This is a genomic window from Brevundimonas sp. (assembly GCF_016463485.1).
Lineage (GTDB): Bacteria > Pseudomonadota > Alphaproteobacteria > Caulobacterales > Caulobacteraceae > Brevundimonas.
The window spans coordinates 16099-37864 of record NZ_JAEMRD010000012.1 but is presented as its reverse complement, the minus strand read 5'-3'; the positions used below and the strand labels follow the sequence as shown (position 1 = coordinate 37864).

The 21766-nt window shown below is 64.5% G+C and carries 25 protein-coding genes; 11 read left to right on the top strand and 14 right to left on the bottom strand.

What is annotated here, in order from left to right; translation table 11 throughout:
• Positions 1-2: 2 nt before the first annotated feature.
• The 4 genes from JHC99_RS03710 to JHC99_RS03695 form a co-directional block, all read right to left on the bottom strand.
• Positions 3-503, bottom strand: coding sequence for a MarR family transcriptional regulator (locus JHC99_RS03710; protein WP_292152114.1), 501 nt, complete (start codon positions 501-503; stop codon positions 3-5).
• Between the two features lie 108 nt (positions 504-611).
• Complete coding sequence (locus JHC99_RS03705; RefSeq protein WP_292152113.1) at positions 612-2003, bottom strand: MFS transporter; 1392 nt, start codon at positions 2001-2003, stop codon at positions 612-614.
• A complete protein-coding gene (locus JHC99_RS03700) occupies positions 2000-2554 on the bottom strand; it encodes a thiamine pyrophosphate-dependent enzyme (protein WP_292152112.1) in 555 nt (184 codons plus the stop codon). Before JHC99_RS03700 ends, JHC99_RS03705 begins: the two co-directional genes overlap by 4 nt.
• A gap of 10 nt (positions 2555-2564) precedes the next feature.
• A complete protein-coding gene (locus JHC99_RS03695) occupies positions 2565-3512 on the bottom strand; it encodes a hypothetical protein (RefSeq protein ID WP_292152111.1) in 948 nt (315 codons plus the stop codon).
• On the opposite strand from JHC99_RS03695, the gene JHC99_RS03690 reads away from it, so the two are divergent.
• Genes JHC99_RS03690 through JHC99_RS03675 form a run of 4 tightly spaced genes read left to right on the top strand, consistent with a single transcriptional unit; the run spans position 3489 to position 6851 of the window.
• Positions 3489-4499, top strand: coding sequence for an amidohydrolase family protein (locus JHC99_RS03690; RefSeq protein ID WP_292152110.1), 1011 nt, complete (start codon positions 3489-3491; stop codon positions 4497-4499). The genes JHC99_RS03695 and JHC99_RS03690 overlap by 24 nt on opposite strands.
• An 11-nt stretch (positions 4500-4510) precedes the next feature.
• A complete protein-coding gene (locus JHC99_RS03685; RefSeq protein ID WP_292152109.1) occupies positions 4511-5539 on the top strand; it encodes a hypothetical protein in 1029 nt (342 codons plus the stop codon).
• Entirely contained in the window at positions 5536-6195 is a 660-nt protein-coding gene (locus JHC99_RS03680) for a hypothetical protein (protein ID WP_292152108.1), read from the top strand. The genes JHC99_RS03685 and JHC99_RS03680 overlap by 4 nt, the downstream gene beginning before the upstream one ends.
• Before the next feature lie 2 nt (positions 6196-6197).
• Positions 6198-6851: an RraA family protein gene (locus JHC99_RS03675; protein WP_292152107.1), complete on the top strand. Its 654-nt coding sequence runs from the start codon at positions 6198-6200 to the stop codon at positions 6849-6851.
• Between the two features lie 190 nt (positions 6852-7041).
• On the opposite strand, the gene JHC99_RS03670 is transcribed toward JHC99_RS03675, so the two are convergent.
• From JHC99_RS03670 to JHC99_RS03655, 4 genes are read right to left on the bottom strand one after another with little or no spacing between them, the layout of a single operon-like run.
• Positions 7042-7359, bottom strand: a complete 318-nt coding sequence (locus tag JHC99_RS03670) for a 2Fe-2S iron-sulfur cluster-binding protein (RefSeq protein WP_292152106.1) — start codon at positions 7357-7359, stop codon at positions 7042-7044.
• Positions 7356-8534, bottom strand: a complete 1179-nt coding sequence (locus JHC99_RS03665; RefSeq protein ID WP_292152105.1) for an alpha/beta hydrolase — start codon at positions 8532-8534, stop codon at positions 7356-7358. The genes JHC99_RS03670 and JHC99_RS03665 overlap by 4 nt, the downstream gene beginning before the upstream one ends.
• A gap of 55 nt (positions 8535-8589) precedes the next feature.
• On the bottom strand, positions 8590-9708 hold the full coding sequence (locus tag JHC99_RS03660) for an FAD-dependent oxidoreductase (RefSeq protein WP_292152104.1): 1119 nt from the start codon (positions 9706-9708) through the stop codon (positions 8590-8592).
• 25 nt (positions 9709-9733) lie between these two features.
• Positions 9734-10642, bottom strand: a complete 909-nt coding sequence (locus tag JHC99_RS03655) for a VOC family protein (RefSeq protein WP_292152103.1) — start codon at positions 10640-10642, stop codon at positions 9734-9736.
• 413 nt (positions 10643-11055) lie between these two features.
• Here JHC99_RS03655 and JHC99_RS03650 point away from each other — a divergent pair, with 413 nt between their 5' ends.
• Both JHC99_RS03650 and JHC99_RS03645 read left to right on the top strand, forming a co-directional pair.
• Positions 11056-11811 (top strand): SDR family NAD(P)-dependent oxidoreductase, encoded by a 756-nt coding sequence (locus JHC99_RS03650; protein WP_292152102.1) that lies wholly within the window; start codon positions 11056-11058, stop codon positions 11809-11811.
• A 34-nt stretch (positions 11812-11845) separates the two neighbouring features.
• Positions 11846-12370: a cupin domain-containing protein gene (locus JHC99_RS03645; RefSeq protein ID WP_292152101.1), complete on the top strand. Its 525-nt coding sequence runs from the start codon at positions 11846-11848 to the stop codon at positions 12368-12370.
• 33 nt (positions 12371-12403) lie between these two features.
• Here JHC99_RS03645 and JHC99_RS03640 read toward each other — a convergent pair whose 3' ends face one another.
• From JHC99_RS03640 to JHC99_RS03630, 3 genes are all read right to left on the bottom strand, one after another.
• Positions 12404-12703 carry an antibiotic biosynthesis monooxygenase gene (locus tag JHC99_RS03640; RefSeq protein ID WP_292152100.1) on the bottom strand — a complete coding sequence of 100 codons (300 nt, stop codon included), beginning with the start codon at positions 12701-12703 and terminating at the stop codon, positions 12404-12406.
• 35 nt (positions 12704-12738) lie between these two features.
• A complete protein-coding gene (locus JHC99_RS03635; RefSeq protein WP_292152099.1) occupies positions 12739-13539 on the bottom strand; it encodes a siderophore-interacting protein in 801 nt (266 codons plus the stop codon).
• A 190-nt stretch (positions 13540-13729) separates the two neighbouring features.
• Positions 13730-14326, bottom strand: coding sequence for a TetR/AcrR family transcriptional regulator (locus tag JHC99_RS03630; protein ID WP_292152098.1), 597 nt, complete (start codon positions 14324-14326; stop codon positions 13730-13732).
• Positions 14327-14588: 262 nt separating this feature from the next.
• Between JHC99_RS03630 and JHC99_RS03625 the strand changes: the two genes are divergently transcribed.
• Positions 14589-15512, top strand: coding sequence for a LysR family transcriptional regulator (locus tag JHC99_RS03625; protein ID WP_292152097.1), 924 nt, complete (start codon positions 14589-14591; stop codon positions 15510-15512).
• Here the strand turns inward: JHC99_RS03625 and JHC99_RS03620 are convergent.
• The 3 genes from JHC99_RS03620 to JHC99_RS03610 are packed head-to-tail and all read right to left on the bottom strand — an operon-like array spanning position 15509 to position 17820.
• Positions 15509-16306, bottom strand: a complete 798-nt coding sequence (locus JHC99_RS03620; RefSeq protein WP_292152096.1) for an alpha/beta hydrolase — start codon at positions 16304-16306, stop codon at positions 15509-15511. The two genes, JHC99_RS03625 and JHC99_RS03620, sit on opposite strands and share 4 nt — an antisense overlap.
• Positions 16307-16317: 11 nt before the next feature.
• A complete protein-coding gene (locus tag JHC99_RS03615) occupies positions 16318-17190 on the bottom strand; it encodes a hypothetical protein (protein ID WP_292152095.1) in 873 nt (290 codons plus the stop codon).
• Positions 17191-17820 carry a cytochrome b gene (locus JHC99_RS03610; RefSeq protein ID WP_292152094.1) on the bottom strand — a complete coding sequence of 210 codons (630 nt, stop codon included), beginning with the start codon at positions 17818-17820 and terminating at the stop codon, positions 17191-17193. It lies immediately after the preceding gene.
• A gap of 173 nt (positions 17821-17993) precedes the next feature.
• Between JHC99_RS03610 and JHC99_RS03605 the strand changes: the two genes are divergently transcribed.
• The 4 genes from JHC99_RS03605 (at position 17994) to JHC99_RS18730 (ending at position 21704) form a co-directional block, all read left to right on the top strand.
• Complete coding sequence (locus JHC99_RS03605) at positions 17994-18866, top strand: hypothetical protein (RefSeq protein ID WP_292152093.1); 873 nt, start codon at positions 17994-17996, stop codon at positions 18864-18866.
• Positions 18863-19153, top strand: a complete 291-nt coding sequence (locus JHC99_RS03600; protein ID WP_292152092.1) for a hypothetical protein — start codon at positions 18863-18865, stop codon at positions 19151-19153. The genes JHC99_RS03605 and JHC99_RS03600 overlap by 4 nt, the downstream gene beginning before the upstream one ends.
• A gap of 229 nt (positions 19154-19382) precedes the next feature.
• A complete protein-coding gene (locus JHC99_RS03595; RefSeq protein ID WP_366927704.1) occupies positions 19383-21131 on the top strand; it encodes a TonB-dependent receptor in 1749 nt (582 codons plus the stop codon).
• Between the two features lie 66 nt (positions 21132-21197).
• Positions 21198-21704: a hypothetical protein gene (locus tag JHC99_RS18730; protein WP_366927703.1), complete on the top strand. Its 507-nt coding sequence runs from the start codon at positions 21198-21200 to the stop codon at positions 21702-21704.
• Positions 21705-21766: the final 62 nt, after the last annotated feature.

The window sequence follows — 21766 nt, the reverse complement described above, 5'->3', positions numbered from 1 at the left end:
GCTCAATCGTCGTCAAGCACGATCGGGGCGCGTGTCACCTCGTTGAAGGTGCCGACGAAGGTCTCGAGCAGACGCAGGAACTCGGCCCCTTCTTCCGGGGAGAAGGCTGAAAGGGCGCGTTCGCGTGCCACCCGGGCGGCGTCGCGCAGGTTCTCCAGCTTGCGCTCCCCTTTGCCGGTCAGGACGATGACCTTGCGACGGCGGTCGGCCCGATCCTCGACCCGAACGACCAGGCCTTCGCTTTCCAGACGCTTCACCACCAGGCCGGTCGTGGAGCGATCCAGCCCAACCTTCTTTGACAGGCCAATCTGATCCAGGTTTTCACATGCACGCAGAATGACGAGGACGCCGTACTGGGTCGTGGTGACGTTGAACTCGGCGCTTTCTTCCATGAACAACGATACGCTGATCTGATGGGCTCGGCGCAGCAGGAAGCCGGGGCGTTTGTAGAGCGCATCGACGCTGTTGGGGTCGGGCGCGCTTGTCGCGGAACGTGCAGGCAAGGCGTGGCCCCGATCTTTCGAAACCGCCCCACATGGGCTCGTCGAATCGGGGTGATCAGTACACTGACCGGCGCGACCTGTCGAATAGGGGATGGTGCCCCTATCGGATCAGGTTTCGACATCGATCACTTCGGTGGGCTGAATGCGACGCTGACCGCCGCCGCGCAGAAGGTTGAACAGCGAAAAGCCGGCCGAGCACAGCGCCAGCCCTGCCGAAAAGAAAGCCGGGGCCGACCCCGCTCCGAAGCGTGTGGCCAGAAAGGCCGAGGCCACCGCGGCGCCCAGAGCCTGGCCCACGAACCGCGTGGAGGATACCAGCGCCCCAGCAGAGGCGGCCCGGTCGCGTGGGGCCGCGCCGACGATCAGGTGCGATGTCGGTGACATGAAGATGCCGACCCCCGCACCGATCAGGGCCATGGGTATTGCCAACAGGCCAAAGCCGCTGTCGCCCGGAAGAAACCCGGCGATGATCAACCCGGTGGCGGCCATGACCATGCCGATCACGCCGGGCAGTCCTTTGGGGGCTCTGTCGGCCAGGAAACCGGCGACCGGGGCGGCCATCATCATTGCTACCGGCCAAACTGCCAGCAACACACCGATCGTGCCGGTCGACATTCCCGCTGCGTGCAGGCGGAACGGCAGGGCGACCATGAATGACAGTGTGCCGCAGAAAGCGAACAGCAGGGCTCCAGCCGGCAGGGCGAAGGTAGCGCGGGCCAGGAGATCCACGGGCAGGATCGGTCGTGAGGAACCCAACTCGCGCCGCACGACCACGATGGCCAATGGAATGCCGATCGCGATCAGACCTGCGCCCACCGGCAGATTGCCGCGAAGCAGCAGACTGAGTCCCGTCATCAGCAGGCCGAACACCGCCGCGCACAGGGCTGCGCCGACGAAGTCGAAACGGGTGCTGTGGGCCTTGGGGTTCGGCAAGATCTGACCGAGGAGCAAGGACAGGATCGCAAACGGCACCGCCGCCGCGAACACCCACCGCCAAGATGCGTAGCTCAAGATCAGCCCGCCGAGGGTGGGCGCGGTGGCAGAGGCTATGGCCACGATCAAACCGTTCAGCGCGATCCCCCGCCCAAGCCTGTCAGCCGGGTAGGTGGCACGCAGCAGGGCGGAACTGACGCTGAGCGCAGCCGCGACCCCCAGGGCCTGCAGGCACCGTGTGGCCAGCAGCATTGGCAGGCTCGTGGCCATGGCGCTGCCCAGGCTGGCGATCAGAAAGACCACCTGGCCGGTCTGATAGAGGCGACGATGGCCGACCCGGTCGCCGAGGGCCGAGAAGGGCAGCAGGCTCATCAGCATAACGACCTGGTAGACCGTCACGACCACAACGGCGGCGGCCGACGAAATCTGAAGCGACCGCGCGATGGTCGGCAGGGCGACTGTCGCGATGGCGTTGTCCACGACCAGCATGCCTGTACCCAGCGAGAGCGCCAGAACGGCGATGTGGCGTCGGGGCGCCTCCAGGCCCATGTGTACCGCCGTGGTCACTCGCAGATGATTTTCAGGAGGACCTGTCGACCGTCCTCGCGCACCATGCGGATGGCGCGGCGGATGGCGTCAGGCACGGCGGCGCGATCCTCGATCCGTTCGCCATATCCGCCCGAGGCTTCGACATACTTCTCGAAGTCGGGGACAGGGCGCAGGTCGCTGAGCGGGGCGGGCTTGGGGCCCCGGGCCGCGTGACCTTCAGGGAAGACGCCGATGGTCGAGGTCTGGACCGCGCCCCAGCGGGCGTTGTTGCAGAGGATCGTCAGAAGCGGCGTGTCGTGCATGGCGATCGCCTGATGGCACGATGCCGGATTCCCGAACAGATAGGCCCCGTCCCCCAGGGGGCAGACCATCGGCCGATCGGGTGCCGCGAGCGCTGCGCCGATCGCCGCCGGCATGCCCCAGCCCAGACCCGCCGCCGGGGAGTGCATGTAGAAGCTGCCCGCCGTTCTCGCGTCGAAGATTTCGCGATCCACCCAGTAGTCGTCGACGACGACGGCGTCGTCGGGGAGCGCTTCGTTCAGGCAGTGGTTGAGCCAGTCCTTGGTCATACGCGGCTGGTCAAGCAGTGGTGCCAGGCGTTTGCGACGACGCTCGTGGCGGGCGTCGGCAAGGCGGCAATCCGTCTGGTGCGGGTAACCCTTCGACCTTCGTCAGCGATTGCGGCCAGGGCCTCGCCCAGCGGTCCGAACAACTGCCCCGCAGCTCTGGTGACGAACAGATCGCCCCGGAAGGAGCGCAGCGGGTAGTCCACGAACAGCGAATCCACCCCGACGTGCACGATGCGGGTGTCCGGCGGAAGCTCTCGCGTTTCCGGGAGCCAGGCACGTCTGTCTCCAGGCAGATCAAGAGATCTGCCTCGCCCAGATAGGGATGGACCGACTGGCCGAGGTGATAGGGATCATCGGCGGCCGCGCAGACGTAGCGCGACTTGGCTTCCAGGATGCCGATGCCGAACCGGCTGCAGAGATCGCCCAAAGGCTGCACGGTCGTGGGATCACGCCCGGATGCGGAGGTCACAAGGAGGGGGCATTCGGCGGCATCGATCAGCGCGGCCAGCCGCCGTATCGCATCCGGGTCGTGGGCGGCGCGGGTGGTCGGTGCCAGTGGCTTGGCCTCGACGACATGAGGTTCCGATGGTGCTGAAAGAACCTCGCGCGGCAGGGTCAGATAGACCGGACCAGCAGGCAAGGCCGCAGCGGTCATCAAGCCGTGGTCCAGCACGTCCTCGATGCTTCGGATTGCGGCAAGGTCCCAGTGTCGTGGCATTCCATGGACTGAACGGGCATCGTCACATCCTTGCTGTGCCGTGTTCTCGTCTATATGAGGAGACGTCTGCTGATTCGCCAGGCAAAAAGGGACCTGTTTCTCTTTTCGTGAGGAGTATGCCCTTGCAAGTAGAGCAAGGCGGTGGATATACAGACGTCTGCGCAACTGCGCATCGGTGAGTGCAAAATTGGCGTAGGCCAGCCCGGGAGAGTGGACGTGATCATCGACTGCCACGGCCACGTCAGCGCGCCTCCCGAACTCTGGGCCTACAAGGCCAACATCCTGTCCCATCGCGGATCGCACGGTCGCGGCGGCGTCCGGGTCTCGGACGACCAGATCCGCGCCGCCGCCAACAAGGTCGAGATGGCCCCCTGCGGTCACCTGGACATGCTCGACAAGCATGGCACCGACATGCAGCTGATCTCGCCGCGTCCGTTCCAGATGATGTCGTCCGTCGAACCAGGCCGCGTGGTCCACTGGTTCGTGGAAGAGTGCAACAACATCATCCACCGCAATACGACGCTGATCCCGAACCGGTTCATCGGAGTCGGCGGCCTGCCTCAGGTGGCGGGCGAGCCAATCGAGAACACCTTCAAGGAGATGGACCGCTGCATCAACGAGCTGGGGTTCAAGGGGATGATGCTGAACCCCGACCCGTACGAGAACACCCGGACGGATCACCCGGGCCTGGGTGACCGCTACTGGTATCCGCTGTACGAGAAGCTGTGCGAGATGGACATTCCCGCGCATATCCACCCGACCGGATCGCGCGCCGACCGGTCGCCCTACAGCCTGCATTTCATCAATGAAGAGACGATCGCCGTCTTCAATCTGGTGAACTCGGATGTGCTGACGGACTTCCCTGACCTGAAGATCGTGGTCAGCCACGGCGGTGGGGCCATTCCCTACCAGCTGGGCCGCTTCGAAGCCGGCTCGATCAATCCTGGCTCGACGAAGAAGTTCTCGGAAGGGATGCGCAAGCTCTACTACGACACCGTTCTGTACACCGAGGGCGCGCTGCGGCTGCTGATCGAGACGGTCGGCGTGGACCAGTGCCTGTTCGGCTCGGAATGCCCCGGCGTCGGCTCCAAGAAGCTTGAGCCCGGTCACGAACACACGATGGATCACATCGCGCCGACGATCGCCAAGTTCGACTTCCTGAGCGACGCCGACAAGAAGAAGATCTTCGAGGACAACGCCCGCCGCGTGTTCAAGCTGGACGTCTAGGAGAGTTCCCGATGGCCGAGATCGTTCTGGGCGCCTGGACCACCCATGGTCCGACGCTGTCGACTACCCCCGAAGAGTGGCTGCTGCGCCTGCCCGCCGACAAGGCCAAGAAGGACCACCCGTTCCGGGGTTCGACCTACGACTTCCCCGCGCTCGTCGAACTGCGCAAGGACGAGGACCTGGGGGCCAAGGCGACCCTGGCAGAGCGCACCCGTCGTCTGGCGCTGTGTCGCGAAGGCATCGACAGGCTGGCCGACATCTTCGAGGAGGCCCGCGTCGATGTCGCGGTCATCTTCGGCAATGACCAGCACGAGGTCTTCCTCGACAACCTGATCCCGGCCCTGACCGTGTTCAACGGCGAGACGATCTGGAACGCGCCGGCGACGCCGGAACAGGCCGCCAAGTCCCCGCCCGGAATCCACGCCTCGGAATGGGGGCACAAGCCGCCGCAGTACACCGAATATCCGGGTCACCCGGAACTGGCCAACCGCATCATCCGCCAAGCCGTCGGCGACGGCTTCGACGTCGCCCGGGCCTCCAAGCTGCTGGAGACCCCCGACAATTGGCACAGCGGCATCGGCCACGCCTTCGGCTTCATCTATCGCCAGATCATGCGCGACAAGCCGGTCGCCAATGTGCCCCTGTTCGCCAATACCTTCTTCCCGCCGAACCAGCCGACGGCGCGGCGTTGCTTCGAGTTCGGTCAATCGGTCGGGCGCGCGATCCGCGCTTGGGACAGCGATGCCCGCGTCGCCGTGTTCGGCTCGGGCGGCATGAGCCATTTCGTCATCGACGAGGCCTTCGACGCCATGGTCGTCGACGCTATCCAGGCCCACGACGCCGAGACCCTTTGCGCGATCGGCGAGGAGTATTTCCAAGCCGGAACGTCAGAGCTGAAGAACTGGATCGCGGCGGCGGGCTGTCTGTTCGAGACCGATCTCTCCGGCGACCTGATCGCCTATGTGCCCTGCTACCGCTCGGCAGCTGGCACCGGCACGGCCAACGGCTGGCTGGCCTGGGACAAGAAGACTGAAGCATGAGCGACGACATCCTGATCCGTCTGGCCCGGCTCGACGCCTGCGCCGTCTCCGATGCGCTCGACCAGGTCGGCGCCACGCCCTCGGTCACGGGCCTGAAGGCCTTGTCGGTGCGTCGGCGCATTTCGGGCCGGGTGACGACCGTCCGGCTCGCCGCCGGCAAGCCGCCAGAATGCGCGCCGTCGCGCCATCTGTGCACCACCGCCATTGATACCTCGGACGCCGGGGCGGTGATCGTGGTCGAGCAAAAGACGGGCATCGAATGCGCCGGCTGGGGCGGGATCCTGTCCAACGCCGCCAAGGGTCGGGCGATCTTGGGCGTCATCGTCGAGGGCTTCGCGCGCGACATCGACGAGGCGGCCGACATCGATTTCCCCGTCTATGCCCGCGGCGGCACGGCCCGCACGGCGCGCGGCCGCATCCACGAGGCCGAGACCGGCGGAACGATCACGGTCGGCGAGGCGACGGTCGCGAACGGCGATTATGTCGTGGCCGACTCGAGCGGAGCCGCCTTCGTTCCCGCCGATCTGATCCTCAAGGTCCTGGCCGCCGCCGAGAACATCGCCGTCAAGGAAGCCGCCATGACCAAGGCCGTCATGTCAGGTGAGCCCGTCAGCCAGGTCATGGGCGGCAACTACGAACACCTTCTGGAGAACTGAGCATGGCCGACGCCAATGTTGAACGGGTCGGCCACATCGACACCGCCACCCTGTCGGACGCGCTGGACAAGCTGGGCATCCCCGGTCAGTGCCTGGGCATCAAGCCGCTGGACCACAGGTTTCGGCTGGCCGGGCGCGCCTTCACCGTCACCTATGCACCCACGGGCCCGGGCGGCACGGTCGGCGACTTCATCGACGATGTGCCGGAAGGCCATATCGTCATGATCGACAACGGCGGACGCCCGGACGCGACCGTCTGGGGAGACATCATGACGGCCTGCGGTCATGCGCGGAAGCTGGGCGGCACGGTGATCGACGGTGCCTGTCGCGACACTCATCTGGCGCTGGATCTCGGCTATCCGATGTACAGCCGCAGCTATTCGATGCGCACCGGCAAGGACCGCGTCTCGCTGGAGGCCGTGGGCCAGGTCGTCAACATCGGCGACGCCCGCGTGCATCCCGGCGATCTGGTGCGCGGCGATTCTGACGGCGTCGTGGTCATCCCCAAGGCGCGCGAGGACGAGGTGCTGGAGATCGCCGAGGCCATTGAGGTGGCCGAGGGCCGTATCCGTGACCTGATCGCCTCGGGCATGCGTCTGGACGAGGCCCGCAAGCAAGAGGGCTATCATCGGCTGCAACGCCGCGAAGAGGGCTGACGGCACAGAAGTGTTCCGGCCAACAGAGCCGATGCCTTACCGGTTGGCATGATCGGGATCAATTTCACGATCCTGACCGGACCGGAACCCCGTTCGGCTGAGGCAAGGAAAGCGGCCGCAGCTCCGAGCGCGGTCACGAGGGCTGAAGGCCTATCTCGTTACAAAATACGTGGCGCAAGGCTGAGGGCGGTCAGTCTTCGGGCGCGATTGTCACAGACAGGCCATCCAGGGCATCCGAAAGCTTGATCTGGCACGATAGCCGCGACCGCGCGGTCGGGTGTTCGCTGAACTCCAGGAGGTCCTGTTCGCCCTCGCTTGCGGGCGACAGCCGGTTCCAGTCCCGATCGGAGACGTAGACATGGCATGTCGCGCAGCTGCAGCAGCCGCCGCAGACCGCCATGATCTCGTCAACGTCGCCGTCCCGGATCGCCTCCATGACGGAGACGCCGGATTTGGTTTCGATCTTTCGCACTTCGCCCGTGCGCAGCGTTACGGTCAGCGTGATCATGCGGCTGCTGGCGTCTTGCCGCCCTCGACCCTGGTTGCTTCATGCTGGGCCAGCTTTTTGAGCAGCCAGGGGAGGATGATTTCCTTGATGGTGCGTTCGGGGCCATAGCCGGCGCCGAAGCCCATGTGGACTCCCTTGGGGTTGATCCAGGCCTCCTTGGCGTCGCCGCGCTGGAGCAGCAGCAGTTGGTCGGCGATCGGGACCTGGCTGTCCTTGGCCCCGTTCAAGACCAGCATCGGGGCGCACGGCTTGTCAATCTGGTCATCGATCAGCAACGACATTCGCGGGCCGTACTCCAGGAACTCGTCCAGCGTCTTCACACCGAAGACGTTGGCGCGGGCTCCGAACAGGTCGAGCATGTATTCGCGGGTGCCCAGAGCCTTGAGCTGCCATTCGGGCTGGAAGAAGTGGTGGACGGCGCCGCCGTGGTTGATGGCACCCAGCAGGCGATTCTTCTCGGTGATGGCGACGCGGGTGGCCCAGTGACCGCCCCAGCTGACACCGCGCATGAACATCCGGGTGGCGTCGATGTCGGGGCGGGTCTCTGCCCAGTCGAAAATGGCGGTGAACATCCGCTCGGAGCCCACATCACCCTTGATCGGGGCCTGGCCGGTGCCGGGCATATCGACGCCGAAAACGCAGATGCCATGCGGAATGTAGTTCAGGGCTTCGTCGGCCACCTGTTCCTTCCAGAAGTCCAAACCGCCACACTGGACCATCAAGGGGAAAGGGCCGGTGCCGTCCGGCTTACGGAAATAGCCGATGATCTCCGAGCCCTCGAACGGGATGCGGACCACCTCGAGCTTTTGCGGCAACAACTCGGCGTAGCGCATATAGGCCGACAGGGCCTTGCCGTAGGCGGTCTTCTTGCCCGGTGTCGTGGGCGTCGGGAAGCGCCCCATGGTGTAGGTTGAAAACGCGGTCTTGTAGAGTTCGCGCCGTTCGTCGGGTGCAGTCGCTGCTTCGGCTTCGGCAACGACGCGGTCGCCGGCGTCGGTCCAGACCTTGGCCCAGTCGTCGGGCTTCAGCGAGGCCAGGGCGGCGGTCGCGGCCTTCGCATCGGCTAGGCGAATGCCCCGGCCGGGATAGCCGTTGGTCTCGACGCGACGAACGACATCGGCCTTCAGCTCTTCCAATGTACGCGGGGCCGCGATGCGCGGGTCAAGCAAGCTCATGTTCGAGTCCTGTCCAGGGATGCGGTCGGGGTCGCGCCACGGCGACCCCGCCGTGTCAGAAGGCGGCGGCCAGAGTTTTGGTGGCCACTGCGAGGATGTTGGTCTGCTGCTGCCGCTCGGTGCCGGCTATCTCATTGCGGCCCTGCTGTACCGAGGTCTCGACCACCAGTTTGGCGCGCTCGAACCGGCGATCCATGAAGGCCCGCAGGGCCATGGCGACGTCGTCGGTCCTGTCCAGTTCCTGAGCCAGCACCAGGCCGTCCTCGACCGCGACGCCTGCGCCTGAGGCCATGTGCGGCGTCGTTGCATGGGCCGCGTCGCCGATCAGAACAACGCGTCCCTTGTACCAGGGATCGGGCACCAGCAGCCACTCAAGCGGGCGATAGACGATCTGGGAATGCTCACCCAGGTTCTCTCGCACCGCCGTCAGGTTGCCTCCGAACGGGGCCAGCAGATCGCGAAGATGCTGGACGTGGGTTTCGGGGGCAAACCATGGATTGCCGGGCACGTGCTCCAGCAGGAAAACATACATCTGATCCTGAGAGATCGGCGACATTCCCACCTTCAGCGGGCCGCCGAAATAGATCTCGGCGCGCTCGACCTCGGGCGGGCGATCGGCGACGATCCGCCAACAGCCCTGATCGGTGAACTGTGGCGTGGGCGCGTCGGGGAAGATCATGCCGCGCATCTTGGAGAAGATACCGTCGGCCCCGACGACCAGGTCGTAACGCTCTTCAACCCCGTCGGTGAAGACGACGTCTACGCCGTCGTCATCCTGTTCAAACGTATCGACGGTGACACCGAGTCGAACCTCAATCCCCGCCGCCCGTACGCGGGTCGACAGGATGTCGTGCAGCACAGGCCGCATAATGCCCCCGCCGCACATGATCGGCGGCGCGCCTTCCGGTGCCGGCGGAGGGCCCGGAATCCGCTCGCCGTCGAACCGCATCGGCCGCATCCCAGTGTGGACGAAGCCGCGTCTCCGGATCTCGTCCAGAACGCCCAGCTCGTCGAAAGCGCGCAGGGACATCCCGGTGATGGTGATGCCCGCGCCATAGACGCGCCAGTTGGGATCATTGTCGATCAGGGTGACGCTCACGCCCCGCTGCGACATGGCCAGCGCGGCCGACATTCCGCCGATGCCGCCACCGACGACCAGTACCTTGTCTACCATGGTGATTTCCCCCGCGCGTCCCGGTTCAAGCCGGGATCTGCCACAGACCCTTGTCCGCATCCTTGGTCACATGGGGAACGTTGCCTGGGATGATCCGTCCCGTGCCCCACTGGTCGACGATGTCGCCGCTCATGGGATAGGTGGTCGGGGTCCAGGTCGCCTCGTCGATCTGTTCAAGATCCGAGGTGTATTCAACCGCATTGCCGTTAGGCGTGATGTAGTAGGTGAAGGTGTTATTGCCCGCCGTGTGACGACCTGGGCCCCAGCTGAGGGTCACGCCTTCCTTGGTCAGGCGCGACAGACCGCGCATCATTTCATCGACCGACGACACGTCGAACGCGACGTGGTTTAGCGAGGGTGGCCCGCCCATGATGGCCAAGCGGTGATGGGCCGGGTTGCACCGCAGGAACACCATGAACTTGCCGACCCAGTCGGACACGCGGAAGCCGAGCGCGTCCTCGTAGAACTTGAGCAGGCCGGCCATGTCGGGCGAGTGCAGGACGATGTGGCTGAGGCCGACGGGAATCGCCTCACCGGTGGCCAGTTCTCGCGGCACGCGCTTTGCGGTGTCGGTGATGACCTCGATCGCCCTTCCGTCCGGGTCGAAGAACCGGGCCGAATAGCCGCCGACCGGACCGTCGGCCGTGCCGGGCTCGCGGATCGGCTTGGCCCCGGCCGCCAGGGCCTGGGCGAAGACGGTGTCGACGTCGGACCGGGTGTCAGCCGAAAAGCCGATGAGGTCGGTCTTCTGCTCGGCGTCCTCGCGCAGGCGGATGACGTAGGGATGGGCCGAGCCTTCGGCGGCGAAATAGACCTTGCCGTCCGCGTCGCCGACCTCGACCAGACCCCAGGTCTCGCCATAGAACTTACGCTCAGAGGCGAGGTCGGGTACGGCGTGTGCGACGTAGTGCAGATCTGTCACTTGAGCGGTCATGATCGAATATCCGGTTGAGTGCTTCGCGAGGTCATAATTCCTGATAACAGGAAATGCAAGACTCTCGATGTTTGGGAGGTTGGGGGCGGTTGAACTCCAGACGCGGCAGGCCGCACTGATAAGGGGCGGTGCAGGTCAGAGTCGCGCGTAATGGACCGCAAAGGGTAGCTTGAACGCCGACAGTATTGCGTCGTGAGGTAGCGAGGCAGGTTGCCTGGACATCGGTGCGAAGAGATTTAGGTTCGACGTCTCCCTTGGAAATGGCACTTGGCGGTCATTATTCCTAATATAAAGAATAAGAGGGACGAGTGCAATATCTCTCGTTGGATTCGTTCTTGGCTTGTCGGTCGCGTCTGTATTCCGTAAATCGGGAATAACCGCCGGCAATAGCTAAGGGATTTGAGGATGGAACGATGACGAACCTGTTCGACCTGTCGGGAAAGATTGCGGTGGTCACGGGCTCCACCCGGGGGCTGGGTTACGCAATTGCCGAGGCGATGATCGCCCATGGCGCTACGGTCGTCGTGTCGAGCGAGGATGCTGAAGACACCGCTGCGGCAGCGAGCGCACTCGGAGCGACGGGTATCCCTTGCGACGTCGGTGACGACGCTGCCGTCGCCGCCCTGGTCGCGAAGACGACGGAAATGTTCGGCGGCATCGACATCCTGGTGTCCAACGCCGGCGTGACGGGCGGACCCTCGGCATCGCCCGTGGACATGACGGCCTTCCACCGAGTGATCCACATCAACCTGCGGTCCATGGTCCTGCTGACCAAACACGCCCTGCCGGTCATGGAGGGCCGACCGGGGGCGTCGGTGATCCTGATGGCCAGCATCTCTGGTGTTCGCGGCAATGCGAAGATCGAGGCCTATGCCATGGCCAAGGCGGGCGTCATGCAGCTGGCCCGCAATCTGGCGGTGCAGTGGGGGCCTCGTGGCGTGCGGACCAACGCCATCGCGCCCGGCCTGATCGAGACCGGTCTGGCCGACGTGTTCAAGGCCGACGAGGCGGTCATGGCCCGGCGGATGCAGATGACGCCGCTGCGTCGCATGGGCCAACCCGAGGAGATCGCCGGGGCCTGCGTCTTTCTGGCCGCGCCTGCCGGAGGATTCGTCAACGGCCAGGTGCTGATCGTCGACGGCGGGACCGTGATCACGGACGGCAGCTGACCCTCTGACCGAACCCTTCAAAGGAGTTGAATCCATGCAGACCGAAACGCCGGCCGCCTCCGTGCGCTGTGTCATCACCGGCCATGACACGCAAGGACGTGCCGTGGTCGCCGAGGACACGGCTTTGGCGATGCGGATGAACCCCAGCAAGGTTTCCAGCGCCGCTGTGGTCTGGACCACCTCGGGTGCGCCCATCGACATGGACTCGGCCGAGCATGGGCGCGAACGCGCGGGTGGGCTGACCCTGCCCGGCGGGTCGGTCCTGCGCATCATCGACATGATGCCCGGCGGGTGCTCGCCGATGCACCGGACCAGCAGCCTGGACTACGGCATCGTCCTGACCGGAGAGGTCGAGCTGATCCTCGACGACGGGGCGATCACCGTGGTCAAGGCGGGCGAGATCGTCATCCAGCGCGGCACCATCCACGCCTGGCGCAACACGACCGACAAGGTCGCGCGGATCGCGTTCGTTCTTCTGGACGCGACTCCTGCAACGGTGGACGGCAGGCCCCTGCCGGACGTCCATGTCACCGAGGGACGCAGGCCCGAATTCCGCTAGAGACGGGGCAGGCGCGGTCGAGATCCTGCGGTCTCAGAAGCCGTCGATGACGGTCGTGAGGTGTTCGACGCGCGGCGGGGCGGCGAAGTGTGGGCCGACCAGCCCACGCCAGATCTGGAAGGCCTCGCTCTCACGGAAGTGGACCATGTGATCCTCGACCGTGTCCCAGCCGACGACAAGGCGATAACGCTGCGGGTTTTCCACGGAGCGGTTCAGCGCCAGGCTGCGGCACCCACGGGCCGCCTTGAAATGCGGTGCGGCCAGGGCCACCGCAGCCTCGAAGGCGTTTTCGTGGCCTTCGATGACGTCGATCTCGGCGATTTCGTGAATCAAGGCGTGGCTCCGCAAGAACGGTTTCTCGGTGACCCTTAGTCGATGTGGTCGTGGACGGCCACGTCTCCTGCGCGCCAGTAGCCCGCCGCCTTTAGCCAGGAGGGATTTTGACCACGTTCGACGAGGTGAGCCCGGGCAGCCTTGGCGACACCGCTCTCGGCCGCGATCCAGGCATAGCCTTCGCCTTCGGGCAACGCCGTCTGTGCAAGGGCACCGAGCAGAGGGCTTGGGTCGGCGGCCTGTCGGGAGGGGCGATGGACCCAGCGCACGGAGGTGTTTGCCGTGGTCGGCAGAGAAATCTCGTCGTCGGCATCCACCACGGTGACGACGACCAGGACGACCGCATCCGGCCGAAGCTGCTCCAGTCGGCGCGCGATGGCGGGCAGGGCGGTTTCGTCCCCGGCCAGAAGATACCAGTCGAAGTCGTCCGGAACGACCATCGATCCGCGCGGGCCGCCGATGGCCAGGCTCTGGCCGGGGGAGGCGGTCTCGGCCCATGTCGTGGCGGGTCCCGTTTCGTGCAGGGCGAAATCGACGGTCAGCAGGCCGGTGACGGGGTCAAAGCTTCTGGGCGTGAAATCGCGCATGGGCGGCGGGGTGACGCCTTCCGGATAGACGGGGCCGCGCAGCCCCAGGGTTGGTTCGACGGCAGGGCCTTCGCCCGGAAAGAAGATCTTGACGTGGTCGTCGTGCCCCAGGCTGACGAAATCGGTCAGGTCAGGACCGGCGAAGGTGACCCGCACCATGCGCGGCGTCAGTTGATCGCGCGCGATCACGGTCAGACGACGGCGTTTCAGTTCATGGCGGGTGCGGACGACGGCGTGGCGATCGGACATGGAAACCTCGGCATCAAAGACGACCTAGAAGAACATATCCGAAGATATATCTCAATCGAATTTCGAGAATGATTCGCAAGTGTGCCGCCCTTTGATTTTGCCGAAACTCGCAGGGTGATCGAACGCCCAAGGGTGCCGCGCCTGTCGGTGCGGGCCCCATCCAATTCTTTTTGGGAACGTCGGCGGCTTGCTAGCGGGGCTTAAGGCCGTTCAGGAGCAGGTCGACCAAGAAGGTGTTGAACTCCGCAGCAAGGGCCTCCTTGTCGGTATCGGCTGGAACCAGGGGGGTGATGATCGGATCGGCCGATACGAAGAAGTCACTGGCCCCAAGGATGACCAGGTGCAGGAACAGGGGATTAACCTCACGCAGGGTCTCACCGGCGTCGGCGTCGAGCAGTTCGCGGTAGAACTCGACCAGATCGGCGTTCATGCCCCGTGTCCGCGCCCGGCTGTCCTCGGTACCGGCGTCGGTCAGTTCCTCGATCATCAACCGGTGCATGAAGGGGGCTGAACGGACCAGGGCCAAGGTCTTGCGGATGTGCTCGATCAAGGCGGCTTGGGGAGCCAGGGTCCGTCCGCCGGCATGAGGTCCCTGCGCCGTTACCTTCGCTGCCACGGCCATGAGCAGTCGCGTCCGGTCGCCGAAGTAATATCGGACCAAGGCAGGATCGACGCCGGCTTCCTGAGCGATGCGAGAGATCGTCACGCGCGCAGGCGGCAGGGTCTTCAACAGGGTCTGGGCCGCCGTGATCAAGCGTTCGCGGCCGACATCGTTTTCGCCGGTCACTGGCCGACCTTTGGCACGCTTGGGCGAAACGACGTCTTTGGATGCTACAACTGCTGTCATGTGCTCAATCTATTCGTCTTGCCGCGAAGAACACAATCCGACGCATATTCCTGTTTTCAGAATAGTCGTGAACGTGGACGGACCTGGAGGCGAGGTCAACGGTCATATCGCCGGTGATCACGGCGACTCTCGCGACATGGGCGGTGGTGCCTTTGAGCGGCAGACTCTGTAGACCGATGTTTCACATCGCAGCGGAGGGGCCATGCGTTTCGAGCGACTTGATCTCAACCTGCTGATAGCCTTGGACGCCTTCCTTCAGGAACGCGGCGTGTCGCTGGCCGCCGATCGCCTGAACATGAGCCAGTCGGCGGCGAGCGGCGCCCTGGCCCGGCTGAGGGAATATTTCCGGGACGACCTGCTGGTACTGACCGGTCGGACCATGACCCTGACCCCGCGGGCGGAAGAGCTCATCGAGCCGGTTCGGCTGGTGCTCGAACAGATTCGCGCCACTATCGTCGTGGCCGAGCCGTTCGATGCGGCGACGTCGGATCGGACACTGTCGATCATGGCGACCGACTATGTGTTCGACACCTTGATGCGGCCGGCCATCGTGGCCTGCGCGGTCGAGGCGCCGGGCATCCGCTTCGAGCTGGTGCCGATCGTCGAACAGCCGGTGGACGCTCTTCAGCGAGGGCACGCCGATCTTCTGATCGGCATCGACAATGTGATCTCGACCGACCATCCGCACTCGGTTTTATTCACCGAGGATTTCGTGATCGCGGGATGGCGCGACAACCCTTTCTTGGCCGGGCCGATGACCCTGGACCTGTACCAGACGCTGGGCCACGTCTCGGTGCGGTTCGGTCGCCAGACCGCCAGCTATGAGGCGACGGCGGCCGGGACGCGAGCGATCGAACGCCGGGTCGAGGTCATCGCGGCGGACTTCACCTCTGTCGGCGGACTTCTGGTGGGCACCAATCGGATCGCCACCATGCACCGCAGACTGGCGTTGCGGATGGCCGAGTTCCTGCCTCTGTCGCTGTTCGAGATGCCGTTCACACTGCCGCCGATCCGTGAGATCGCCCAGTGGTCGTCTCGCCGGAAAAACGACCCCGCCATCGCCTGGCTGGTCCAGCGGCTGAAACAGATCGGGGAAGGGGTTCCCGCGGGGACAGGGCGAGACTAGGTGGAGATCTCGGCCTTCAGGAAGGCCGCGATGGCCGGGATGGCGGTCTTGTCCTCCCCAAGGAAGCTGTGGGCACCCTCGAACAGCTGCATAGTCGCGTCGGGGATGCCGGCCGCCAGAGCCTCCTGGGCGGCAATGGTGCCCAGGCCGTCGTAGCGACCGCCGAACAGGCCAGTCGGTACCTTGATCTGATCCAGCCAGCCGATCGAGTCGTGCTCTTCGCGGGCTTCGAGCTGGCGACGGGCCCCCATTTGGGCAATCGGATCGGGCGATCCGCCGCGCTTCCGCCCCTGTTCCAGCAGCGCCTCGGTCACGCCGGGGTGCGCCGCCTGCCATTCCGCCGACTGTCGCAGGTCGAGCGACAGCATGGTCCGGGCCCTTGTGTCGGGGTCCTTCTGGCTCAGCGCGAGCAGGGGATAGGCATAGGACCCACCGGGATTGGAGCAGGCGAGCGCCAGGCGGCTGATCCGTTCGGGGTGCCGCCGCGCCAGTTCCTGGGCCACTGATCCGCCGAAAGAGACGCCGAGGACCAAGGCCTGATCCCAGCCGGCGACGTCCATGAGGGCCGCCGCGTCGTCGGCATAGTCCGCCATGCTGTAGTGTTTGTCGGGCTTCTCCGTCCGACCGAGTCCACGCTGGTCGTAGCGCAGAACGGTGAAGTGGTCGTTCAGGCTGTCGACCCACGGCTGCTGGCGCCGCAGGTCCGCGTTGGTGCCGTTGATGAACAGAAGGCGGGGGCCGGAGCCGACGACTTCGTAGAAGATCTGAATGTCTCGAACCTGGCCGAACGGCATGGTCGCTCCCGCTACTTCGCCGAGGTAAAGACAGCCTCGATCGGGTCGAAATAGCTGAAGGTCGACACGACCTTCGCGTCCGCCGGAACCGGCAGGAAGCCGGAATAGGAGTGGGTGGCCATCAGCATTCCGGCCTTGATGCCGTCGCGCTCGCGCAACAGATTGACCAGGGGGAACATGGAGATGAACGGGTCGACCAGGGGATGGCCGCCCACCGTATCGACCAGGGTCTGGTCGCCCGCCGTCATGGTCACGCGCATCTTCAGCCAGTCGAGATCCTGCCAGTCCTTGACCGGCGTGCCGACCACATAGCCGCCCGAGGCATTGCCGTCTGCCAGGCCGTCAAAGCGGGGGTTGATGCGGTAGCCGTTGACCACCTGACGCATATGGGCGGCGGAATCGAAACGGAAGCGTGGCCCGATGACCTCGAACACGGGCACGGCCTCGAAGCCGCCGTCGAGAACCTCGAGATAGGTGTAGGGTTTGTCGCGGGGCGGGAAGTCCTTGAGGGCGCGAAAGGCCAGTTCCGGTTCGATCCAGCGGTGCTGGGAATCCTTCTCGGTCAGGGCGGCCGGACTGTCCCAGATATGATAGATCGGAGTGCGCAGGGGGGCCTGCTGGATCGTGGCGTTGATATAGAATTTCCAGCCCAGCACCGGCCAACCGAGCAGATCGATGACCATGTCGTTCATCAGCTGGGCTTCGTCGCGATTGCGCGGCCGGGTGTCTTCGGGGAAGCCGACCTCTCCGGGGATTTCGATCTCGCGCCGGCGCATGTTCACCAGCAGTTCGGCGGCCTTGCGGATCCGCTCCGGCTCGTGCGGGAATTTCTGTTGCAGCGGCCCGCGCCCCTGGGCGGTGCGCTCGGTCATGGAATCGGTCATCTAGGAATCTCTATTCGGTGTCTTGAGAAGATTGCTGAATTTGCCGCTGACGGCGGGTGGCGTCATGCGAGCCAGGATGTTGTCCTTGTCGATGAACTGGTGACGGAGCGCCGCCAGGACGTGCAGCACGACCAGGCCGATCATCAGCCAGCCCATGTTCCCGTGCATCATCCGTGCGGGCCCGGCTGACGGCCAGCCGCGCGGCACCGGTAGGAAGGGAATTTCCAGGCCGGCGAAGTTGATCGGGTGGCGTTCTATCGGAACCGCAGAACTCATCCACCAGCCGCTGAGCGGCAACAGCAGCAGCAGGACGTAGAACAACACGTGCGCGACCCGCGCGATCCACTTCAGGTGGGTTGCACAGGCGTCAGACAAGGGCGGCGGTCTGTGCGTCAGCCGCCAGCCGATCCGAACCAGCGTCAGGGCCAGGATCAGGATGCCGATCGGCTTGTGAATATCGGTGGCCAGCTGGCCTGCCGGGTTGTCGTTTGCGGCCCCGAACATGCCCAGCGGAAGGGTGGTGAGCACCAGGGCCGCGATCGACCAGTGCAGGGCGATAGCGACGTTGGAATACCGTTCCGCATACGCCGTCTGATCAGTCGGGGCGGATGGTGTCGGGACATGGGTCATGGCGCAAGAATGCGGTTCTGGCGGTTCACGTCACAAGTCGGACTTATCGATACCAGCTATCCCAACTGCCGATTGGACAGACACCGGCGGGGCCATCCTATTCAGGGAAAGGCCGTCGATGACGGTCGGCAGGCACACACGACGGCCTGCATGTACCGGGAGACGACAGACGCATGGCCAGGATCGTTCACCTATCGGTCGTTCCGCACGACCCGGTCCTGCCGGGTCTGAGCAAGGGCTCCAATCCCCCCTCGCCGGACGCCCAGCGCCTGCTGGACGGGATCGCCCGCATGCGCCTGGGGCTGGAGGATGCGCGGCCGGATGTGATCGTCATGGCCGGCAGCGACCACCTGTGCCAGTTCTTCTTCAACAACATGCCGCCCTTCCTGATCGGCAAGGCCGAGCGGATCGCGGGGCCCCCTGGATACGAGCAGCGCGACTGGCGACTGGACACCTATGACGCTCCGATCGCGGGTCGACTGGCACGCCACCTGCTGACCCAGGGATTTGAGCACGAGGTGGATTTCGCCTATTCTGACGAGTTCATCGTCGACCATGCCTTTTCGGTGCCACTGAACTTCATGAGGCCACAGGCCGATCTGCCGGTCGCACCGATCTTTCTGAATTTTCTCGCGCCACCGGTGCCGCCAGCGCGCCGTTATCGCAAGGTCGGCGGACTCGTTCGCCAGATCGTCGAGGACTGGGACGAAGACCTGCGCGTGGCGGTGATCTGCACCGGGCATATGACCAACGGTGTCGGGGGGCCCTATATGTTGCGCCATAGCGAACGGCCCGAGAGCGACTGGGACCGGACGATCAATGCTGCGATCCTCCGCAATGACGTTGACGACCTGGTGGCCCATTCCTCCTGGGAAGAAATGTACGCCCAAGGCAACAACACGCCGGGGTTCCTGGGCTTTATCTTCGCGTTCGGGGTCGCTGACGGCGCGCCGCCGACTTTCCACGATTATGTGGCTTCGCGGAACCAGCCGCTGATGATCCTGCTCGAATGGAGCGAAGACCAGCTCAACGGAGGCCGGGCATGAGCCGCTATGGTGTGAACAAGGCGCTTTGGGAGATCGCGCGTGATGACGCCGTAGCTGACCGCTACATGGAGGCACCGAAGGCCTTTCTGGAAGGCCGGGAGCTGTCGGCCGAGGAGCATCGTCAGCTGCTGGAGCGGGATTTCGCGGCCATGTTCGCTGCCGGCGCGCATCCGTTCCTGCTTTTCACCTTCCGGATCAAGGTTTCGGGTGGCTGGAGCTATCCGATGATGGTCGAGCACGTCCGCGTTCTGTCGACCATAGAGCCGCCGCTGGACATCTCGACGTGACGGGAGTCTGCGGACGCAAGCATTGCGGTTGGGGCGAAACATCAATGGCTGCTCAGCACCTGCTAAGCTTAACGTGTGAGCCGGTGCATTCGTGCCCGGAGGAATTCTTGAATTTAGGAATACGAGTTGCCCAAAGGCGCAATTCCCGGTAACGGGATTATTGCCCCAATCGGGGGGATCAGGGGCCGCAGAGTCCGGCGTGCACAAGCACGCAAGAGGGAGGATGAGAATGAACCAGAGGATTTTGCTTGCCTGTTCGACGGCCATCGTCGTCGTGATGGCGGCCCCGCAGGTCTCGGCGCAGACCGCTCCGCGAGAGCCCAGCGCGACCCAGATCGAAGAAGTCATCGTCACGGCCCAGCGTCGGTCTGAAAGCGCCCAGCGCGCCGCCATCTCGGTCGATGCGGTCACAGCCGAAGAGCTTCAGAACGTCGGAACCAACCCCGGCGACCTGACACGGGTCGCCCCTTCGGTGCAGTTCTTCCAGTCGTCGAACGTCTATCCCCAGACCAGTATTCGCGGCATCGGCAACGCCACGCTGAACCCGACCACGGACGCGACCGTCGGCTTCAACTACGACGGCGTGCCGATCACCCGCGTCGCCGGATCGGTCGGCCTGTACTACGACTTGCAACGGGTCGAAGTTCTGAAGGGTCCGCAAGGAACGCTCTACGGCCGCAACCAGACCGGCGGTACGGTCAACATCATCCCCAACGCGCCGATCATGGGCGAGCGGAGCGGGAACCTCACGGTCGAGGCCGGTAACTTCAACCTCAAGCGCATCAACGGGGCCCTGAACGTGCCCCTCAACGACCGTGTGGCGATGCGCGCGGCGTTCAACATCATTGACCGCGAGGGTTACTATAATAGCGGCCTTTCGGACGACGTCGGCCAGTCGGGCCGCCTGATCTTCAAGGTCGAGCCGACCGAGGCGGTCACGCTCCAACTCGGGCTGGACTACCACCATCAGGGCGGCAAGGGCGGCGGCACGACTCTACTGAATTCGACCTTTGCCTCTGTCCTCGCAGGGCCGCCGCCCTATCGCCAGTACAATACCGACGGCAAGCCGTTGGGCGGCGATCCCTGGATCGACGTGAACGACCGTTGCGATGGCGTCGATCGCAGCCCGACCTCGACCGGCTCGTTGGACTGGGACGACTGGTTCTACACGACCGGTGCCAACTCGCCCTGCCGCTTCGACGGGAAGATGGACAACACCTTCTTTGGTGTGACCGGTCTGGCCGAGGTCGATCTGTGGGGCGGTACCCTGACGGTCATTCCGGCTCTGCGCACCACGGATCTGAACTCCATCACTGTCGGTGGCACTAACCTGGTCAACCAGGAATCCAGCGAGAGCTACACGCTGGAGGCCCGTTATGCCTCGAACGAGGATGCGCGGTTCTCCTACATCGTCGGCGGCTTCCTGCTGGACGATTCGGATGACGCGAACTTCCAGATCCTGATCAACTTCCCCAACAATTCGCCGACCCGGCAGGTCATCAACTCGACGACCAAGAGCTGGGCCGCCTTCGCCTCTGCTCGCCTGAATGTCACCGACGACATCCGCCTGACGTCCGGTTTGCGATACACGCACGACGACAAGACGTTCGGCGGCACCAGCACCCCCGCGGCCCCACCGTCGCTGACCATCAACTCCGAGAAAGATTGGTCCGAGGTGACCTACAACCTGGGGGCCGAATGGGACATCGCGCCGGATTCATTACTCTATCTGACCTATGGGCGCGGCTACAAGGCGGGAGGGTTCTTCTTCGCGACGCCGTTCGCGGGCTTCGGTCCAGGTGCTACGGGGGCCACGCCGACGACGGTCGTGGGCAACTCCTATGAGCCCGAGTACGTTAACGCGATCACCCTCGGCTCCAAGAACCGCTTCTTCGATCGTCGTCTGCTGCTGAACTTTGAAGTGTTCAAGTACGAGTACAAGGACCAGCAGTTGTCGCAGTTCGGCCGGGATGACTGAATCGCGCCGTTCGGCACGCCTAACGCCTATGCCGTTTCGGTCTTCCTGACCACCAACATCGGATCGGTGGACATCCTGGGTCAGGAGTTGGAGTCGCAGTTCCTCGTCACCGACAACACCCTGCTGTCCCTCAACGTGCAGCATCTGGACACCGAAATCTCGGGATCTTTGACCAACCAGGGCCTGAACACCGCCGGCTATCCGGCGCAGCAGGCTCCGGACTGGTCGGCGACCTTCGGCATCGAACAGACCTTCCCGCTATCCAACGGGGCCGAGCTGGTGGCCAATCTGCGCGGTCAGTACCGATCGGAGTCCTGGGTCGGGTCTTCTGACTACCTGCCCTACATGCTCGCTGATGCCGTCACGACTGGCGACATCTCGCTGACCTACGATTCGAGTGCTGCCTGGCGTCTGACCGGATATGTGAACAACTTCACGGACGAAGACGTGCCAGCCTTCTACGCCGGCACTGGCGCGGCACGGGGCTCTGCAGCGGGACCGCCTTCCAGTGCCTATACGGCCCAATATCGTCCGCCCCGGACGTTTGGGGTCCGACTGGGCGTCAACTTCTAGGCTGAAGGCGGAGGCGATGACTTCGGTCTTCGTGTGCCAGATCCGTCCGCGACGCGATCTGG

What these genes read in the sequence shown, in the direction of transcription:
- JHC99_RS03685 (WP_292152109.1), top strand. Translation starts at nt 4,511, where the DNA reads ATGGCCGAGATCGTTCTGGGCGCCTGGACCACCCATGGTCCGACGCTG.
- JHC99_RS03680 (WP_292152108.1), top strand. Translation starts at nt 5,536, where the DNA reads ATGAGCGACGACATCCTGATCCGTCTGGCCCGGCTCGACGCCTGCGCC.
- JHC99_RS03620 (WP_292152096.1), bottom strand. Translation starts at nt 16,306, where the DNA reads ATGCCGTTCGGCCAGGTTCGAGACATTCAGATCTTCTACGAAGTCGTC.
- JHC99_RS03700 (WP_292152112.1), bottom strand. Translation starts at nt 2,554, where the DNA reads ATGACCAAGGACTGGCTCAACCACTGCCTGAACGAAGCGCTCCCCGAC.
- JHC99_RS03595 (WP_366927704.1), top strand. Translation starts at nt 19,383, where the DNA reads ATGAACCAGAGGATTTTGCTTGCCTGTTCGACGGCCATCGTCGTCGTG.
- JHC99_RS03670 (WP_292152106.1), bottom strand. Translation starts at nt 7,359, where the DNA reads ATGATCACGCTGACCGTAACGCTGCGCACGGGCGAAGTGCGAAAGATC.
- JHC99_RS03665 (WP_292152105.1), bottom strand. Translation starts at nt 8,534, where the DNA reads ATGAGCTTGCTTGACCCGCGCATCGCGGCCCCGCGTACATTGGAAGAG.
- JHC99_RS03645 (WP_292152101.1), top strand. Translation starts at nt 11,846, where the DNA reads ATGCAGACCGAAACGCCGGCCGCCTCCGTGCGCTGTGTCATCACCGGC.
- JHC99_RS03600 (WP_292152092.1), top strand. Translation starts at nt 18,863, where the DNA reads ATGAGCCGCTATGGTGTGAACAAGGCGCTTTGGGAGATCGCGCGTGAT.
- JHC99_RS03650 (WP_292152102.1), top strand. Translation starts at nt 11,056, where the DNA reads ATGACGAACCTGTTCGACCTGTCGGGAAAGATTGCGGTGGTCACGGGC.
- JHC99_RS03660 (WP_292152104.1), bottom strand. Translation starts at nt 9,708, where the DNA reads ATGGTAGACAAGGTACTGGTCGTCGGTGGCGGCATCGGCGGAATGTCG.
- JHC99_RS03610 (WP_292152094.1), bottom strand. Translation starts at nt 17,820, where the DNA reads ATGACCCATGTCCCGACACCATCCGCCCCGACTGATCAGACGGCGTAT.
- JHC99_RS03605 (WP_292152093.1), top strand. Translation starts at nt 17,994, where the DNA reads ATGGCCAGGATCGTTCACCTATCGGTCGTTCCGCACGACCCGGTCCTG.
- JHC99_RS03675 (WP_292152107.1), top strand. Translation starts at nt 6,198, where the DNA reads ATGGCCGACGCCAATGTTGAACGGGTCGGCCACATCGACACCGCCACC.
- JHC99_RS03625 (WP_292152097.1), top strand. Translation starts at nt 14,589, where the DNA reads ATGCGTTTCGAGCGACTTGATCTCAACCTGCTGATAGCCTTGGACGCC.
- JHC99_RS03615 (WP_292152095.1), bottom strand. Translation starts at nt 17,190, where the DNA reads ATGACCGATTCCATGACCGAGCGCACCGCCCAGGGGCGCGGGCCGCTG.
- JHC99_RS03655 (WP_292152103.1), bottom strand. Translation starts at nt 10,642, where the DNA reads ATGACCGCTCAAGTGACAGATCTGCACTACGTCGCACACGCCGTACCC.
- JHC99_RS03635 (WP_292152099.1), bottom strand. Translation starts at nt 13,539, where the DNA reads ATGTCCGATCGCCACGCCGTCGTCCGCACCCGCCATGAACTGAAACGC.